Genomic DNA, 16,209 nt, shown 5'->3' with positions numbered 1-16,209 from the left:
CGCACGAGTGCCTGGCACCCATTGCACGGGTGCCTGGCACCCCATCCGACTTCACCTCCCACACGCCTTGCACGGGTGCCTGGCACTCGATCATTTTCAACTCCCGCACGGGTGCCTGGCACTCGATCGTTTTCAACTCCCACACGAGTGCCTGGCACTCGATCATTTTCAACTCCCGCACGGGTGCCTGGCACCCGATCATTTTCAGCACCCGATCGTTTTCAACTCCCGCACGGGTGCCTGGCACCCGATCATTTTCAGCACCCGATCATTTTCAACTCCCACACGAGTGCCTGGCACCCGATCATTTTCAACTCCCACACGAGTGCCTGGCACCCGATCATTGCACGGGTGCCTGGCACCCCATCCGACTTCACCTCCCACACGCCTTGCACGGGTGCCTGGCACTCGATCATTTTCAACTCCCGCACGAGTGCCTGGCACCCGATCATTTTCAACTCCCGAACGGGTGCCTGGCACCCGTACGCTTTCACCTCCCCCACGGTCGCCTGGCACCACGACATCTTCGCCATCGCCACATGTTTGAACGCCCCACCCTCAATACACCGCCTCAAACACCCACATCGCCCGCCACTCCTGCAACGAACTCACCACATCATCGATCGCCCCCTCCCTGCCCCGACGCTCCAGCAACGCCCCCAGACGCACCGTCTCCACCGGCCACGACGTCAGCAACTCCACGCGCCCCACATCCACCCGATCGCGCAGCGTCCAGTCCTCCTCGATCGACTCCTGCAGGCGATCCGCCCCTCGCGTCGACCACACCCGATGCGAGCGCCAGTCCACCCCCAGATGCACCCGGGCCACGTCCACCTCCAGCCCCAGCTCCTGGCTTATCCCCCAGCCAAAATAATACCCCTCGGCCAACACCCCGCGCTGTCCCGAGACATCCCCATCGGGCGCAACCTCCGGAAGCGCACGCGAATCGATCGCCGCAAAGTCCGGCGTCACCCCGTAGCGCAGCCGCCAGCGCAGCCGCCCCCGCTCCCCCCAGTGCTCCGCCCGCACCCCGGGAAGATGCATGATCCCAAATCGATCCAGCCCCTCATCATACCGATGCTCCTCATGGCGGTACGCAAGCCCCGTGCTCACAAAGGCTCCCACCCCGCGCCCCCCCTCAACCCCGCGCGACATCGACTGCCCGTACCACCCCGCCAGCTCCACTCGCCCCAGAAACCCCCACCGGTGCGTCCCCGACGCCCCGCCGGCAAACTCCCCCCGCAACTCCGAGGCCAGCACCCCCGCCTCCCAACCACCCGTTTCCCCGGCGCTGCGATAGCCCCCCAGCCCCACAAGCTCCGAGCCCACCTCCAGATGCACATCCTGACGCGCCCCCTCCGGCGTGCCTCCCTCCCAGCGCGCTCGCGGCGTCGACGCCGCCGCGCCCAGCCTCAACCTCAACCGGTGCCACTCATCGCGCGGCCACCCCCACCGATCGACATCAGCCGCCCGCACCGGCCCCCGACCATCGGCCCAGTCATGAAACTGCGAGGGCGCCCCGAACACCCACGCCAACGCCCGATTGAGCGTCGTCGGCGAACTCCGCCTGAAAAACTCCCCAAGCTGATAATACGCCTCCCCAAGCGGCACCCCGGCCACCCCGGTCAACACCAGATCATTGAGGCTGACGATCTCTTTGTACTCAATGGCCGCCTCCCAGATGAGAGTCGCCAGCATCGCCGCCGCAAACGACTGCCACACCGTCAACTCATTGGCCCGCGCCAGCGTATAATACGCCCCCCCGGCCAGCGGATGCAGCGGGCTATTGAGGTACATCACGTTGGAATCCCATCGCCACCCCTCAAACCCCCAATGCCGCTCCCCCTGCGTGGCCAGCGTGTAGTCCCAGTCGGCCGCGTTGATGTCCGTATTCAGCCAGTACCACGCCGTCCCCACCCCCAACGCCAACCCGACCTCCAGCGCCGCCCGACCATAGCGCCTCGGGCCCCGTCCGGCCTCAACTTCCTCGGCCGGACTCTGCACCAGCCCCTCCTCAAAACTTCGGGCCACCCACCCCAGATCCTCCCCCTGCCCCGGCTCCCGATATGCCGCGTAAAGCACCTCGTCGTCGCGACGGGTCGGATCCCAATCGACCACCTCCGCGCTCAGCCGCCCCTCATCATCCCGCTCCAGCCGAAGATGATAGCGATACCTCCCCGAGCGCCGCGCCAGCACCACCCCCTGGTCGCGCTTGCTCACAAAACGGCCCGGCAGCGCCACACACCCGTCCGCCACCGTCGAGCGCAACTCCCAGCAGGTTCGCACACTCCACCCCGGCTCCCGCGTAAGATCGCGCACCGACACAAAAAGCCGCGCCCGCTCCTCCTCGCCAGCCTGCTCGGCGACCTCGGCCCCCACCTCCTCGGCAACCAGCAACGTCGACGCTCCGTCCTCCACGCCCCCCTCAGGCCCCTGGGCCGCAACCTCCCCGCTCGCCAGCACCAGCACCCCGACCAACGCCGCCCATCCTCCCCACCACCGCCTCTCCCTTCCTTGCGAACCGCTCTTACTGCACGCGCGCATCACCACTCCCAACGTCATCCAGCGGCGCTCACGCGCTCACATCACATACACATCACCGCTCAGGTGCCCACATGCACCACGAGCTCGCGCTGCATCGGACCATCCCGATGCTCCCACAAAAAGATCCCCTGCCACCGCCCCAGCACCAGCGCCCCATCCACAATCGGAATCCCCAGACTCGTCGACGTCAGCGCCGCCTTAATATGCGAAGGCATATCGTCAGGCCCCTCGGCCGTGTGCGTGTACAGCGGGTCATTCTCCGGCACCAGGCGCTTCAACCACGCCTCCAGATCCCGCCGCGCCGAAGGGTCGGCGTTCTCCTGAATCGTCAGACTCGCCGAGGTATGCCGGATAAACACCGTGCAGATCCCCTCCTCGACCTTCGCGCTGGCCACCGCCCGCATCACCTCCGCGGTCACCTCATACAACCCCTGGCCCTGCGTCTCATGCACCCATCTCGCAATCATCATCGCTCCTTAATTCGCGTCCATCCCTCACCAACCATCCAATCACTCGCCCCTACAAACGCCTGACACCCGATCCTCTTCCACACCTCACCCGATTGCCTGGCACCCGATCCTCTCAAGCCCGCTCGATTGCCTGGCACCCGATCGTCTCAAGCCCGCTCGATCGCCTGGCACCCGCACAGCACCTTCACCTCTTACTCTCCTTCGTCAACTCCCCCAGCCGCATATACACCGTCTCGTCCTCCAACATCGCCTCACTCATCCGCCAGTTCCAGTTATCCTCCGCCCTCCCCGGCACGTTCATCCGAGCCTCACTGCCCAGCTCAAAAAGATCCTGCACCGGCACCACCACCAGATCGGCCTTCGACGCCCACAGCCGCTCGATCATCGCCCACACAATCCCCTCATCCCCATGCGAGAGGTAGGTGCGCACCCCGTGTTTGCCCAGCTCATCAAGCCCCTCATACCACCCCCGCGTCGTATCGTTATCGTGGGTGCCCGTATACGCGGCACAATGGCGCGGGTAGGTATGCGGCAAAAAGGGATGATCCTCAGTCCCATCAAACCCGAACTGCATCACCCGCATCCCCATCAACCCCAGATCGTCGCGCAGCTGGCGCACCTTATCGGTAATAATCCCCAGATCTTCGGCCACCATCGGCACCTCTCCCAGCTCGGCCTCGATCGCCTCAAACACCGCCTCACCAGGCCCCTTCTCCCAGCGCCCATCGACCGCCGTGGGCGCCTCGGCCGGGATCCGCCAGTACGACTCAAACCCCCGAAAATGATCGACGCGCACCGCGTCCACCATCCTCAGCACCTGCTGCACGCGCCAGACCCACCAGTCGTAGTCGCGCTCGGCCATCCGCTCCCAGTCATAGAGCGGATTTCCCCAGCGCTGCCCCGTCTTCGAAAAATAATCCGGCGGCACCCCCGCCACCGCCTCCGGCTCACCGTCGGCGCCCAGCTCAAAAAGATCGCGCTGAGCCCACACCTCCGCGCTGTCCATCGCCACAAAAATCGGAACATCCCCCAGCACCCCCACACCCCGCTCGGCCGCATACCGCTTTAACTTCGCCCACTGCTCGGCAAACACCCACTGCTCAAAGCGCACCTGCTCCATCGCCACGCTCAACCCCCGCTGCGCCTCGGCGATCGCCTCCGGCTCACGACGCACCAGCGGCGCCGGCCACTGCTGCCACCCCCTCCCCTCATGCCGATGCTTGAGCGCCGTATAGAGCGCAAAATCCTCCAACCACCCCGCATGCGTCTTCGTAAACTCCTGAAACGACGCCTCCGAGACGCCCCCCGCCTCCTTCCACCCCTCAAAGGCCTGCACCAAAAGCTCGCGCTTCGCCTCGCGAATCACCTCCACATCAAAGCGCTCCGTCGATCCCGCCGCACACACCCGCCGGTACACATTGAGATCCGCGCCCGAGAGCCACCCCGCCTCCACCAGCTGCTCCCCATCGATCAACATCGGATTGCCCGCAAACGCCGAACTCGCCGAATACGGCGATCCCCCATGCCCCGGCGGGTTCAGAGGCAAAACCTGCCACCAGCGCTGCCCCCCTTCCGCCAGCCGCTCGATCCACCGCCGCGCATACCTCCCCAGACTCCCCACCCCGTCCGGCCCCGGCAAACTCGTCGGATGCAGCAACACTCCCGAAGATCGCTCCCACGCTCCCATCATCTCTCCCATCTCAAAGTCGTCCCGGCGTCTTACCCCACGCTCCCACCACAACCTCCCACACTGCACACAGGGAGCGCGAAAACTAGTTCCCATCGGCCAATGGCAAACATCTCCCCCTCTTTTCTTCCATCCCTCCCACCCCTGCCTTACCCTTCACCCTCATTCCCCTGACCGCCCCGGCACGTCGATCGGGCGGAATGAAACCCACACTTCTCGGGGGTTTTGTACTCGCCCCCCCCGGGGCACCCTGGCCGCAACGCGCGCACCGCATCTCATCTTCGCCCTCGTCACTGAGCTCCCATGATCCGCAACCTCTCCAAGATCACCCTCGCGCTCGCGCTTTCTCTCGCGATCCCGCTCCCCGCCCACGCTCAGTCCCGCGGCGACGCCCCCCCCACCGAGCTCGCCCAATCCACCCCGCGCGAAGCCGGCTCCAGCGCCCGCTTCCGCGTCATCGAGCGCTTCCCCGAGCGCGACCCCGCCCCGCCCCAGATCCCCTCCATCGCCCCCACAAGCCCCTTTGCGCCCATCATCGAAGACGTCGAGCGCAACAACTGGGCCTCCGCCCACCGAAAACTCCAGAACCCCGAGCTTCGACCGCTCCTCAACGACGATGCCTCCCTGCGCTTCCTCGCAGCCACCGTCGCCATGGAGGCCGGCCACCCCGCGCAAACTCTGGCCATCCTCAACGCGCTCGACCTCGAAGCCGATCTTCCCTCCCTGGCCGACTACGCATCCCTGCTCAAAGCCCGCGCCGCCCTGGCCACAGATGATGCCCACACCGCCACACTCGCTGCGGCCTCCGTCGACGACCAGAGCCTCCTCTACCCCGACGCCCTCACCCTCCTGGCCGACGCCCTCCAGAAGGCCGGCCAGCCCGAAGATCAAAAACGCGCCGTCGACGTTCTCGAGCTCTTTCTCAACGCCTACCCCCGCCACTCCCGGGCCGCCGCCGCCCGCGAGCAGCTCGCCACGCTCCTCGAAGCCCAAAACCCCCGGCGAGCGGCCGAGCTTTTTAGTCATATCCGGGAGCAGCGTCCTTTGAGTGAGGCTGCCGCCCGCGCCACCCAACGACTTCGCGCCCTCGACGCCCACCTCTCCGACGCCCAGCGCCAACTTCTCGACGACACCACCCCCGAGCGCGCCCTGACCCTGGCCCGCGCCCGCTTCGATCTCCACCAGAGCGAGCGCGTCATCAACGACTTAAACGCCGCCCTGGAGCAATGGCCCGAAGACGCCCCCCAGCGCTGCGAGGCCCTCTACCTTATCGCCCGCTCCCACACCAAACTTCGCCAGCACTCCGCCGGCACCCCCGTCTACGACCGCATCCTTGAGCAATGCGCCGACACCGACTGGGAACTTCGCGCCCTCTACCTGGGCGGCCGCGGCCGCTGGAACTCCGGCGATCGCCAGGGCGCCCTCGCCCTCTTTGAGCGCATCTGGCAAGAATACGGCGACCACTCCTACGCCGACGACGCCATGTACTTCGCAGCCCGCATCCTGCGCTCCGAAGATCACCCCGATGACGCCCGCCAGCGCCTCCAGGCCCAGCTCTCACGCTACCCCGAGGGCGACATGGCCAAAGACGCCCACTGGCTTCTTCTGCGTGAATACTTCGACCGCGACGACTTCCAGGCCGTCATCGACCACGTCGACAACCTCGATAAAACCGGCGAAGACGACCTCTACACAAAAGGCCGCCTCCACTACTTCCGCGCCCGCGCCCTGCTGCAAGCCGGCCGCACCGACGAGGCCGCCCAGGCCTTTATCAAGGTCGCCCACGACCACCCCATGACCTACTACGCCCTCCTGAGCTTCAACCAACTCGCCAGCCTCCAGAGCGACACCACCGGCCTGGACATCTGCGCCACCGTCGGACCGGCCTGCGAAGATCACCTCCCGGCCAACGTCAGCAGCGATCCGGTCGAACTTCCCGAAGATCTCCAGCGCGACCCGGGCTTCCAAAAAGCCTCCCAACTCCTCACCCTCGGCCTGACCTCACTGGCCCGACGCGAACTCACCGCGCTTCGCACCCGCCACGCCTCCAACACCTCCACCCTCTGGGCCCTGGCCTCCCTGCTCGACGCCGCCCACGCCTACCCCATCTCCCACGACCTGGCCCGCCGCCACATCCACGGCTGGATGGACGCCTACCCCACACAAAGCACACGCCGCCACTGGTCCATCGCCTACCCCACCCCCTTCAAAGACGCCCTCACCCGCTACGCCGAGCAGCGCCGCCTCAACCCGGCCATCATCTACGCCATCATGCGCGAGGAGAGCGGCTTTAACCCCCGCATCGAGAGCTGGGCCAACGCCCGCGGCCTCCTCCAACTCATTGAGCCCACCGCCCGCCGCATCGCTCAGAAAGACGGCCTTGGCGACTTCTCCTTCGATCTCCTCTTCGACCCCACCCTCAACATCCGCCTGGGCTCGGCCTACATGCGCGAGCTCGCCGACCAGACGGGCTCCCACCCCGCGCTCATCATCGCCGGCTACAACGGAGGCTTTGGCAACGTCTCCTCCTGGCTCAAAGAGTTTGGCCACGAAGACCTCGACCTCTTTGTCGAAAACATCCCCTACGGCCAGACCCGCGACTACACCAAACGCGTCCTGATGAGTTTCTGGATCTACAGCTACCTCTACGGCGACGCCCGCGTCCCCGCCCTCCCCTTCACACTCCCCTCCCCCTGAACCGCACGGGTGCCAGGCACCCGTGCAGATCTCAGACGCACGGGCACCTGACAATTTCCATCCCCCTCCCGTAGGGGCGGGCCTTGTGCCCGCCCGTTGTTCAATGCCAGGCGTCCGTACAGGTGCCTGACAATTTCCATCCCCCTCCCGTAGGGGCGGGCCTTGTGCCCGCCCGTTGTTCTCCCCCTTATTACCCCACCAAATAAACCTCCTCATTGATTCGTGTTTTTTGCGATGCTAACACTTATCGGCCCTCCACTGCCCCAGAGGCCCCCGATGATGTTGCGCAACACCCTCCCCCCCCTTCTCGCTCTCCTGGTCCTCTTCGTGGCCTGCGCACAACCCGAAGCCGGCACCCTCCCCCCGGAGGTTCCCGACATCGATCTCACCGACGCCGCCGAAGACACCTCCGAGCCCGAAGACACCTCCGAGCCCGAAGACACCTCCGAGCCAGAAGACACCTCCAACCCCGAGGACGTCAACGCTCCCCCTCCGCCCGAACCCTGGCCCTGCGACCCCGATCTCGACCTCAATGATCGCCGCTACCGCCACCTCAACGGACTGAGCGACGCCCAGATCCAGCGCGGTCTTCTCAACATGGTCTCCGGACACATTGCCCTCTACTACTCCACTGCTCGCACGCACCTCTTCAACGATATCGAACCCTACGACGACGGCACCATCGAGTGCGCCTACACCGGCCGCATCACCGAGCCCGACGGCACCAGAGAACCCGGCGGCTTCAACACCGAGCACTCCTGGCCGCAAAGCCGCGGCGCCGACGTCGAGCCCCCCAAAAGCGACATCCACCACCTCTTCACCGTCGACGGCGGCGTCAATTCTGTGCGCAGCAATCACCCCTACGGCAACACGTCCTGCTCTGGCAGCGCCTGCCCCTGGCACCAAAACGGCTCCCAGCGCGGCCCCTCCGCCGACGGCCGAGACACCGTCTTCGAGGTCCGCCCCGCCTTCCGCGGAAACGTCGCCCGCGCCATGTTCTACTTCGCCCTACGCTACCAGATGCCCATCGAAGCCCGCGAAGAGGCCGTCTTGCGCCAGTGGCACTGCGAAGATCCCCCCGACGACTACGAACTCCAGCGCAACGATCTCATTCAAATGATCCAGTCCAACCGCAACCCCTTCATCGATCGCCCCGACTTTGTCGACAACTTCGACACCTTCGACGGCGACTACTGAACGCATCGCGGCTACCCGCTCGCGCGCTTTCGCCTGGCACCGCGACATGTCCGCATGCCTGGCACCCAATCATCTCAAATCCCATGTCCTATCGCCTGGCACCCTGACATCTCCCATCGCCTGGCACTGCGCCCCTTAAATAACGTTCCCCCGCACCTCATCAGGCCCCCTATGCGTCATCTCTCATCCCTCGGCATGCTCACCCTCCTCATCGCCCTGCTCGGCGCCTGCTCCGATACTCCCGACTCCGACGTCGACACCGGCATCATCGATATCATCGACGTCGGCGACACAGGCGATCTCGACACCGATATCAACCTTCCCGATGCTGACGCCGACACCGACCTCGACGCCGAAGTCCCCGACGCCGATACCGAAGTCCCCGACGCCGATACCGAAGTCCCCGACGCCGATACCGAGGTCCCCGACGCCGACACCGAAGTCCCCGACGCCGACACCGAGGTCCCCGACGCCGACGCCAACGAACCTGACGCCGACGCCGACGAACCCGACGCCGACACTAACGAACCTGACGCCGACGCCGACGAACCCGATGCCGACGCTGACCCGGTTGAGGGCTGGAGCTGCGCTCCCGAGCTGCAGCTCGACGAGACGCGCTACACCCACCTCGAAAACACCACCGACCAAACCCTGATCGACGGCCTCTTCCTCCTCGTCGACGACCACACCTATTACAGCTACTCGGGCGCCCGCGACTTCATGTACGCCCCCGTCGATGGCATCGACACCCAGCTCGACGGCTACATTCACTGCCCCTACACCGGCCGCCTGGCAACCGCTCGACAACCATCTGCTGACGACTTCCGCACCCCCGACGGCTTTAACACCGAGCACTCTTGGCCCAAATCTGACAGTAGCGATACCCCTCCTCACGTGAGCGACATCCACCACCTCTTCCCCACCTGGATGGCCTCCAACTCCGCGCGCGCAAGCCACGAGTTCGGAAACACCAACTGCTCCTCCAACTGCTCCTGGCAGGAGGGCGGCTCCAAACTCGGCCCCTCCGAAGATGGCCGCTCGACAGTCTTCGAGGTCCGCCCCGAAAGCCGCGGCGACATCGCCCGCGCCCACTTCTACTTCTCGGTCCGCTACGGCCTGCCCATCCCCCAACTCGAAGAAGCCGTCCTGCGCGATTGGCACTGCGAAGATCCCCCCGACGACTGGGAGCGCCTGCGCAACGACCGCATCGAAGTCGTCCAGGAGAACCGCAACCCCTTCATCGACCGTCCCGACTTCGTCGACCAGATCGCCGACTTCTGATCTTTTCGACTCAAGCAACTATCAAGGCCTGGCACCCACCTCGGTGCCAGGCCTTCGATCTTCTTGAACCTCCCAACCGTCAACTCCACCAGGGCGAAGCCCTACAAGGAGCAAGGGCAAAGCTGTAGCAGCGCTACCGCGAGCCCGCGGCGACGCCGCAGGATTCGTCCTGGGGAGTTGACGCGTCACCTGGCACCCGATCTTCTTGAACTTCATGACCGATGGCCTGGCACCCGATCTTCTTGAACCTCATGACCGATGCCCTGGCACCCGATCACACATATGTTCGAGTGCCTGGCACCACGACATCAGCGACAGTTCATCACACGCCCACGGTGGACATGATTTCCTGCGATGACTATCGTTCCTCCCCATAACGACATGCTCGACGCCCTGTCGATCCCTTGATCAAAAATACTCTTCACCACACCGGTACGAGACTGCCCATGCGTTCCTTGCTCAGCACGCCCCTTCGCCGCGCCCTGGCCATCTTCCTGGTCGCCGCCCTCCTCATCCCCACCGGCTGCAAACGCACCCCGGAAGACCTCGAAGTCTGGCGCACCGCCAAAGGCGGCACCGAGCAGCTCGCCACCTGGGCTGAGAGCGAAGAAGAGCCCCTGGAGGTGCGCGTGCGCGCCGTCCAGATCTTGATCGAAGAGGGCGAACACGCCCGCATCCCCCGCACCCTCGATCGCGTCGAAGATGAAGCCGCCCGCCAGGCCATGGCCGACGGCGCCATTCCCACCATCGAGACGATGTGGGCCGCCAACGACATCCCCGAACTCACCGAAGAGATGAAAGAACAGGGCGCTGAGCTCGTCATCGGCGACTCCAAGGCCACCCGCGCCAAAGACGCCGCCTACATGCTCCACCCCTACTTCAGTGAAGGTGCGCAGCAAAAAGCCCAGACCATTCTCAAGGGCTGGCTTGAAAAAGACCTCGAGCTTCGCGACCAGCTCGGCGACGCCACCGTCGCCCAGATCGTGCCCCTGGCCGGCGAGGGCGCTGTAGAGCTCGTCGCGCCCTGGCTCAAAGAGACCTTCCAGCCCGGCCGCATCGCCGCCGCCATGCGCGAGTTCATCCCCGAAGAAGACCAGGGCCCCATTGACGCCGCCCTGGCCGAGCGCGCCCGCGAGGAACACCCCGAGCTCAAACGCGATCTTCCCCAGGCCATCTTCAACGCCAACACCGCCGAAGCCGCCCCCTACTTTGAGTTCGCGATCTTCGACGAAAACACCTCCACCGAGCACATCCAGGCCGCCATGGAAGCCCTGGCCCGCGTCAAAGGCAAAGACGCCACCGAGACCTACCAGAAGATCATCACCGAGCGCCCCGGCCTGATGCGCTGGGTCGCCGCCAACTACATCATCGACACCCGGAAGCGCGAGAGCCTCCCGCTCATCGCCTCCGCCCTGCCCACCACCACCGAGGGCTGGGACATCCCCCGCGAAGACAGCTTTGAGGCCGCCACCTCCCAGGTCTGCAACCTCTACAAGGGCACCATGGAGCGCGAAAAAATCACCGACTTCCAGCCCGTCATCAAAGAGCTCCTCGCCATGGAAAGCTGGCCCGCTCAGACCCTGGGCGTCGTCTGCGCCGGCGTCACCAACGCCACCTCCCTCCAGGCCGATGTCGCCGCCCTGAGCCGTGAGCGCCAGCGCCTCCCCGGCTGGAGCAGCCGCACCACCCTCGGCCAGCTCGCCAGCCAGACGGCCTCCGCGCTTGAGGCCGAATAAGCCTCACCCGATAGCTCCGATCATCACGAAGGCCTGGCACCCACCGCGGTGCCAGGCCTTCGATCTTCTTGAACATTCAACCGCAGTGCCAGGCACCCGCACATCTTCATCTACCTGCACGACTGCCTGGCACCCGCACATCTTCATCTACTTCATCACCACGCACGACTGCCTGGCACCCGCACATCTTCATCCTCGTGCACGACTGCCTGGCACCCGCACATCTTCATCTACTTCATCACCACGCACGACTGCCTGGCACCCGCACATTTTCATCTCCACGCACGACTGCCTGGCACCCGCACATCTTCATCCTCGTGCACGACTGCCTGGCACCCGCACATCTTCATCACCACGCACGACTGCCTGGCCCCCGCACATCTCCATCCCCGTGCACGACTGCCTGGCACCACGGCGTCCCGTTGCCCCCTGACCCCCTCCTCCGATAAACTCGCCATCGCACCGCCCCTACCCCCCTCGCCACGCGAGCATCATGCTCTTCGCCGTCATCAAATCTTTGCTCGGTCGCCGCAACCGCGCCGACGCCGACGCTCCCGCTCTCGACGAGCTGAGTGACGAAGAGCTGATGATCCGCTACGCCGGCGGCAACCAGCAGGCTTTCGCCCTGCTCGTCACACGCCACCAGGGCCCCCTCTACAACTTCATCCTGCGCAGCTGCCGCCAGCCTCCCCTGGCCGACGAACTCCTCCAGGAGACCTTCCTGCGCATCGTCAAGAGCGCCGGCTCCTATTCACCCGACGCAAAATTCACCACCTGGGCCTACACCATCGCCCGCAACCTCTGCATCGACCACGCCAGAAAACACAGCCGCGCCCACACCCTCTCCTTACAAAACGCCCTGGGTGACGATGAGGGCGCCACCCACCAGGACGCCCTGATCGACGAAAACGCCCGCTCGGCCTCCGTCGACCACGACCGCCTCGTCTTCCGCGACCGCCTCGATCGGGCCCTGGCCAACCTCCCCGAAGATCAGCGCGAGGTCTTTATCCTGCGCGAGATCTCCGGACTGAAGTTTCGCGAGATCGCCGACATGCTCGACTGCCCCGAACCCACCATCAAAAGCCGCATGCGTTATGCCCTTCAAACCCTGCGCGGCGAACTTGCCGACTTCGCCTCCCGCAGCTTTGACGCCGACGAAGCCTCCGAGATGTTGCCCTGACCCCTGGGCAGACGCGGCGAAGAGGGAATTAGATCCTTTTCGCCCGCTTTGCGTTTACAGACATGCGACCCGATGCGACCTGCCTTCGAGCCGCATAAAACTAACCTTTCCCGCAAACGGAACCTTTAGCGATGAGCGCGCACGCCCCCCACGATAAACTCCTCGACCTCCTCTACGGCGAACTTCCGCCCGAGGAAGCGAGCGCGTTGCGCGCCGACATCGACGCCGACCCCGAGCTTCGTGCGGCCTTTGAGGAGCTGCGCGCAGCACGCGAACTCATCGCCCAACACACCTCCCCGCCAGCCCGCGTCTCCTCCACGCTGACCGATCTCATCCTGGAAGACGCCCGCACCCACGCGCCCTCCCCCACCCGATCCGCTCCCGACCCCCGGCAGTCCCTCTGGCGCCGCGCCTGGCAGAGCCCCGGCTTCCGCCACAGCCTCGTCGCCGCCGCCCTGCTCGTCGGCGTGGCCGGCATCCTGCGCACCCTGCAACTCGACTCCGCCCCTCGACACCACGCCCCCCTGGCCGAACACGGCATGGCCGCCCCCGTCTCATTTGAATCATCTTCCCCGACTACCGACCAGGAAGATGAGCGTTCACACACGCCCGCAGCCGACGAAGCACCTGTCGAAGAAGCCGCAACAGTCGAAAAGGCCGAACAAGCCGAAATAGCCGAAATAGCCGAAGACACCCTGGCCGAAAATGTCGGCACGATCGGCGACGCACCACCCGCCTCCACCCGCACACAAAACGCCCGGCCCTCGCGCGCCTCGGGGCGCTCCGCACCCGTCGTCACCACCGACCAGGCCCCGGCACGCGAAGCCGAACCTCAGCCTCGTCAGCGACGCACCACTCGAGCCGAAGCCGACCGCACCGCCGCATCTTCAGGCGCCGCCCTGGCCGATACCCCCACCGGCGGCGCGCGCAGCGCCCCCCAACCCGCGGTCTCCCCCCGGCCTCTCGACCGCAGCTACGGCAGCGGCGGACTGGGGGCCTCCGCCGCACCTCAAGAACGCGCAGATGCCTTCGCCGAAACCGAAGATCGCATCTTCAACGCCCCCACGCGCGACAGCGCACCCGCACCTCAAGCCGAGCCCGCCCCTCTGACCCAACCCGAAGGCGCCTCCCCCAAACGGCGCTCCGCCGCACCTTCCACCAGCAACGAGCTCGCCGACTCCGAAGCCGCAGCCGAGGCCGACATCTCCGCCTCCGACGAAATCGCCGAACCCGCTCCCTCCCCCCTTCAACGCGCCCGCCAGGCCCGCGCCGAAGACGACCCGGCCACCACCCTGGTCCACGCCACACAAGCCCTCTCGACCGCGAGCAGCCCCCGCGCCCGCGCCGAAGCCTACACCCTCATCGCCTGGGCCCACGAAGAGCTCGGCAACGACGACGCCGCACAACAGGCCCGCCAGCAAGCCGCCACGATCCTACGCGAGTTCGACGCCACTTCCCCTTGATCGATCGCCTGGCACCACGGCAATTCCATCCTGCACGACTGCCTGGCACCCGATCTTCTCGAACTTGCTCGAAGGCCTGGCACCACGGCGATTCCATCCTGCACGACTGCCTGGCACCACGGCGATTCCATCCTGCACGACTGCCTGGCACCACGGCGATTCCATCCTGCACGACTGCCTGGCACCACGGCGATTCCATCCTGCGCGACTGCCTGGCACCACGGCGATTCCATCCTGCACGACTGCCTGGCACCACGGCGATTCCATCCTGCACGACTGCCTGGCACCACGGCGATTCCATCCTGCGCGACTGCCTGGCACCACGGCGATTCCATCCTGCACGATGGCCTGGCACCACGGCGATTCCATCCTGCACGATGGCCTGGCACCCGATCTTCTCGAACCTGAACGACTGCCTGGCACCCGATCTTCTCGAACTTGCACGAAGGCCTGGCACCACGGCGATTCCATCCTGCACGACTGCCTGGCACCCGATCTTCTCGAACCTGCACGAAGGCCTGGCACCCGATCTTTTTGAACCTGCTCGACTGCCTGGCACCCGATCTTCTCGAACCTGCTCGACTGCCTGGCACCCGATCTTCTTAAACTAGCACGAGTGCCTGGCACCCGATCTTCTCGAACTTGCACGAGTGCCTGGCACCACGGCGATTCCATCTGCACGAAGGCCTGGCACCCTCGCCACCAAACAAAAAACCCCGACGCCTCTACAGGCATCGGGGTTATTTGCACTTCCATAACCGCGCTCCCTCACAGGAGCATGCGATTACTTGAGTTCGACGGTCGCGCCGACTTCTTCAAGGGCAGCCTTGAACTTCTCGGCTTCGTCCTTGTCCGCGCCTTCCTTGACGGTCGAGGGGGCACCTTCGACCAGATCCTTGGCGTCCTTAAGACCCAGACCGGTGAGCTCGCGGACGGCCTTGATGACCTTGATCTTCTGGTCGCCGAAGCTGGCCAGAACGACGTCGAATTCGGTCTTCTCGGCGGCGGCTTCGCCGGCACCCGGGCCAGCAGCCATCATCACCGGAGCAGCAGCGGCGGCGCTCACGCCCCACTTCTCTTCCAGCTCTTCGACAAGACCGGCAAGGTCCATCACGCTCATGTTGCTAAGAAACTCAACGACTTGCTCTTTGGTGACATCAGCCATGGTGTTCTCTCCTTAAGCGCTCGCCAGCACGCGAGCTTTTCTGGTGTTTTTCGTAATGAGTGAAGAGGTCGTCCCTCTCCGATCAGGCGCTCTGCTCGATATCCTGCTTGCGGGCCGTAAGAACCTGCAAAAAGGACGTCGGCGCGGCGTTGAGCGTGCGAACAAACTTGGTGGGAACCGCCGTGAACAGGCTGAGCACTTTCGCGCGCAGCTCGTCTTTGGTCGGCATATCGGCCAGACGCTTGACGCCGGCTACATCCAGCGCCGTCCCGTCCAGGTAGCCACCACGCACCTCATAGGCATCGTGATCCTTGGCGAAGTCTTTCATCACTCGGGCAGGGCTGACGGCATCTTCTTCGCTAAACGCGATTGCCACCGGACCCACAAACATGTCCGAGATCACTTCCATGTCGGTGCCCGAGATCGCCAGCTTCGCCAGCGTATTCTTGACCACCCGGTACTGAACGCCCTCGGCGCGGAACTTCGAGCGAAGTTCGTTGACCGTGTTCACGTCCATGCCCACATGACTCGCCAGGATGACGGATTTCGCCTGCTCGAGATCGGAGCGGATCGACGCGACTTCTTGTTCTTTTTCCGCGCGATTCATCGCATCTCCTTAAAGTCTCGCTTCGAGCTCTCCTGTCGCTTCCGCGACCTGAAAACTCGACGCCATCCAACAACAAAACCCTCGGCACCGAAGGTGCGGAGGGTCTCAGTCAACGTCATCCAGTCCGCCGGCAAACACACCGGCACTGCAATCGGTCGCATCTGATCATCTCCGCGGGACAT

At 65.0% G+C, this 16,209-nt stretch carries 11 protein-coding genes; 6 read left to right on the top strand and 5 right to left on the bottom strand.

Going from position 1 to position 16,209, the window contains the following annotated elements; all coding sequences use genetic code 11:
• Positions 1-558: 558 nt before the first annotated feature.
• The 3 genes from FRC98_RS22100 to malQ form a co-directional block, all read right to left on the bottom strand.
• Positions 559-2,544, bottom strand: coding sequence for a DUF3943 domain-containing protein (locus tag FRC98_RS22100; RefSeq protein WP_283809663.1), 1,986 nt, complete (start codon positions 2,542-2,544; stop codon positions 559-561).
• A 59-nt stretch (positions 2,545-2,603) separates the two neighbouring features.
• On the bottom strand, positions 2,604-3,011 hold the full coding sequence (locus FRC98_RS19330) for a secondary thiamine-phosphate synthase enzyme YjbQ (RefSeq protein ID WP_146983116.1): 408 nt from the start codon (positions 3,009-3,011) through the stop codon (positions 2,604-2,606).
• A 187-nt stretch (positions 3,012-3,198) separates the two neighbouring features.
• A complete protein-coding gene (malQ, locus tag FRC98_RS19325; protein WP_230467814.1) occupies positions 3,199-4,713 on the bottom strand; it encodes a 4-alpha-glucanotransferase in 1,515 nt (504 codons plus the stop codon).
• Positions 4,714-5,004: 291 nt separating this feature from the next.
• Between malQ and FRC98_RS19320 the strand changes: the two genes are divergently transcribed.
• The 6 genes from FRC98_RS19320 (at position 5,005) to FRC98_RS19295 (ending at position 14,255) form a co-directional block, all read left to right on the top strand.
• Positions 5,005-7,398, top strand: a complete 2,394-nt coding sequence (locus FRC98_RS19320) for a transglycosylase SLT domain-containing protein (protein ID WP_146983113.1) — start codon at positions 5,005-5,007, stop codon at positions 7,396-7,398.
• A gap of 276 nt (positions 7,399-7,674) precedes the next feature.
• Positions 7,675-8,595: an endonuclease I family protein gene (locus FRC98_RS19315; RefSeq protein ID WP_146983111.1), complete on the top strand. Its 921-nt coding sequence runs from the start codon at positions 7,675-7,677 to the stop codon at positions 8,593-8,595.
• Positions 8,596-8,766: 171 nt separating this feature from the next.
• Positions 8,767-9,876 (top strand): endonuclease I family protein, encoded by a 1,110-nt coding sequence (locus tag FRC98_RS19310; protein WP_146983109.1) that lies wholly within the window; start codon positions 8,767-8,769, stop codon positions 9,874-9,876.
• Positions 9,877-10,322: 446 nt separating this feature from the next.
• Positions 10,323-11,612 (top strand): hypothetical protein, encoded by a 1,290-nt coding sequence (locus FRC98_RS19305; protein ID WP_146983107.1) that lies wholly within the window; start codon positions 10,323-10,325, stop codon positions 11,610-11,612.
• 493 nt (positions 11,613-12,105) lie between these two features.
• Positions 12,106-12,792, top strand: a complete 687-nt coding sequence (locus FRC98_RS19300; protein WP_146983105.1) for an RNA polymerase sigma factor — start codon at positions 12,106-12,108, stop codon at positions 12,790-12,792.
• A 131-nt stretch (positions 12,793-12,923) separates the two neighbouring features.
• On the top strand, positions 12,924-14,255 hold the full coding sequence (locus tag FRC98_RS19295; RefSeq protein ID WP_146983103.1) for an anti-sigma factor family protein: 1,332 nt from the start codon (positions 12,924-12,926) through the stop codon (positions 14,253-14,255).
• Between the two features lie 784 nt (positions 14,256-15,039).
• On the opposite strand, the gene rplL is transcribed toward FRC98_RS19295, so the two are convergent.
• Together rplL and rplJ are read right to left on the bottom strand one after the other, a co-directional pair.
• Positions 15,040-15,420, bottom strand: coding sequence for a 50S ribosomal protein L7/L12 (rplL, locus tag FRC98_RS19290; protein WP_146983101.1), 381 nt, complete (start codon positions 15,418-15,420; stop codon positions 15,040-15,042).
• An 82-nt stretch (positions 15,421-15,502) separates the two neighbouring features.
• Positions 15,503-16,027, bottom strand: a complete 525-nt coding sequence (gene rplJ / locus FRC98_RS19285) for a 50S ribosomal protein L10 (RefSeq protein ID WP_146983100.1) — start codon at positions 16,025-16,027, stop codon at positions 15,503-15,505.
• Positions 16,028-16,209: the final 182 nt, after the last annotated feature.

The organism is Lujinxingia vulgaris, from assembly GCF_007997015.1.
GTDB lineage: Bacteria > Myxococcota_A > Bradymonadia > Bradymonadales > Bradymonadaceae > Lujinxingia > Lujinxingia vulgaris.
The sequence above is the reverse complement of the archived record's forward strand: the minus strand, read 5'-3'. Positions and strand labels throughout refer to the sequence as shown.

Excerpts from the sequence above, each read along its gene's own strand:
- FRC98_RS22100 (WP_283809663.1), bottom strand. The coding sequence starts at position 2,544 with ATGCGCGCGTGCAGTAAGAGCGGTTCGCAAGGAAGGGAGAGGCGGTGG.
- FRC98_RS19330 (WP_146983116.1), bottom strand. The coding sequence starts at position 3,011 with ATGATTGCGAGATGGGTGCATGAGACGCAGGGCCAGGGGTTGTATGAG.
- malQ (WP_230467814.1), bottom strand. The coding sequence starts at position 4,713 with ATGGGAGAGATGATGGGAGCGTGGGAGCGATCTTCGGGAGTGTTGCTG.
- FRC98_RS19320 (WP_146983113.1), top strand. The coding sequence starts at position 5,005 with ATGATCCGCAACCTCTCCAAGATCACCCTCGCGCTCGCGCTTTCTCTC.
- FRC98_RS19315 (WP_146983111.1), top strand. The coding sequence starts at position 7,675 with ATGATGTTGCGCAACACCCTCCCCCCCCTTCTCGCTCTCCTGGTCCTC.
- FRC98_RS19310 (WP_146983109.1), top strand. The coding sequence starts at position 8,767 with ATGCGTCATCTCTCATCCCTCGGCATGCTCACCCTCCTCATCGCCCTG.
- FRC98_RS19305 (WP_146983107.1), top strand. The coding sequence starts at position 10,323 with ATGCGTTCCTTGCTCAGCACGCCCCTTCGCCGCGCCCTGGCCATCTTC.
- FRC98_RS19300 (WP_146983105.1), top strand. The coding sequence starts at position 12,106 with ATGCTCTTCGCCGTCATCAAATCTTTGCTCGGTCGCCGCAACCGCGCC.
- FRC98_RS19295 (WP_146983103.1), top strand. The coding sequence starts at position 12,924 with ATGAGCGCGCACGCCCCCCACGATAAACTCCTCGACCTCCTCTACGGC.
- rplL (WP_146983101.1), bottom strand. The coding sequence starts at position 15,420 with ATGGCTGATGTCACCAAAGAGCAAGTCGTTGAGTTTCTTAGCAACATG.
- rplJ (WP_146983100.1), bottom strand. The coding sequence starts at position 16,027 with ATGAATCGCGCGGAAAAAGAACAAGAAGTCGCGTCGATCCGCTCCGAT.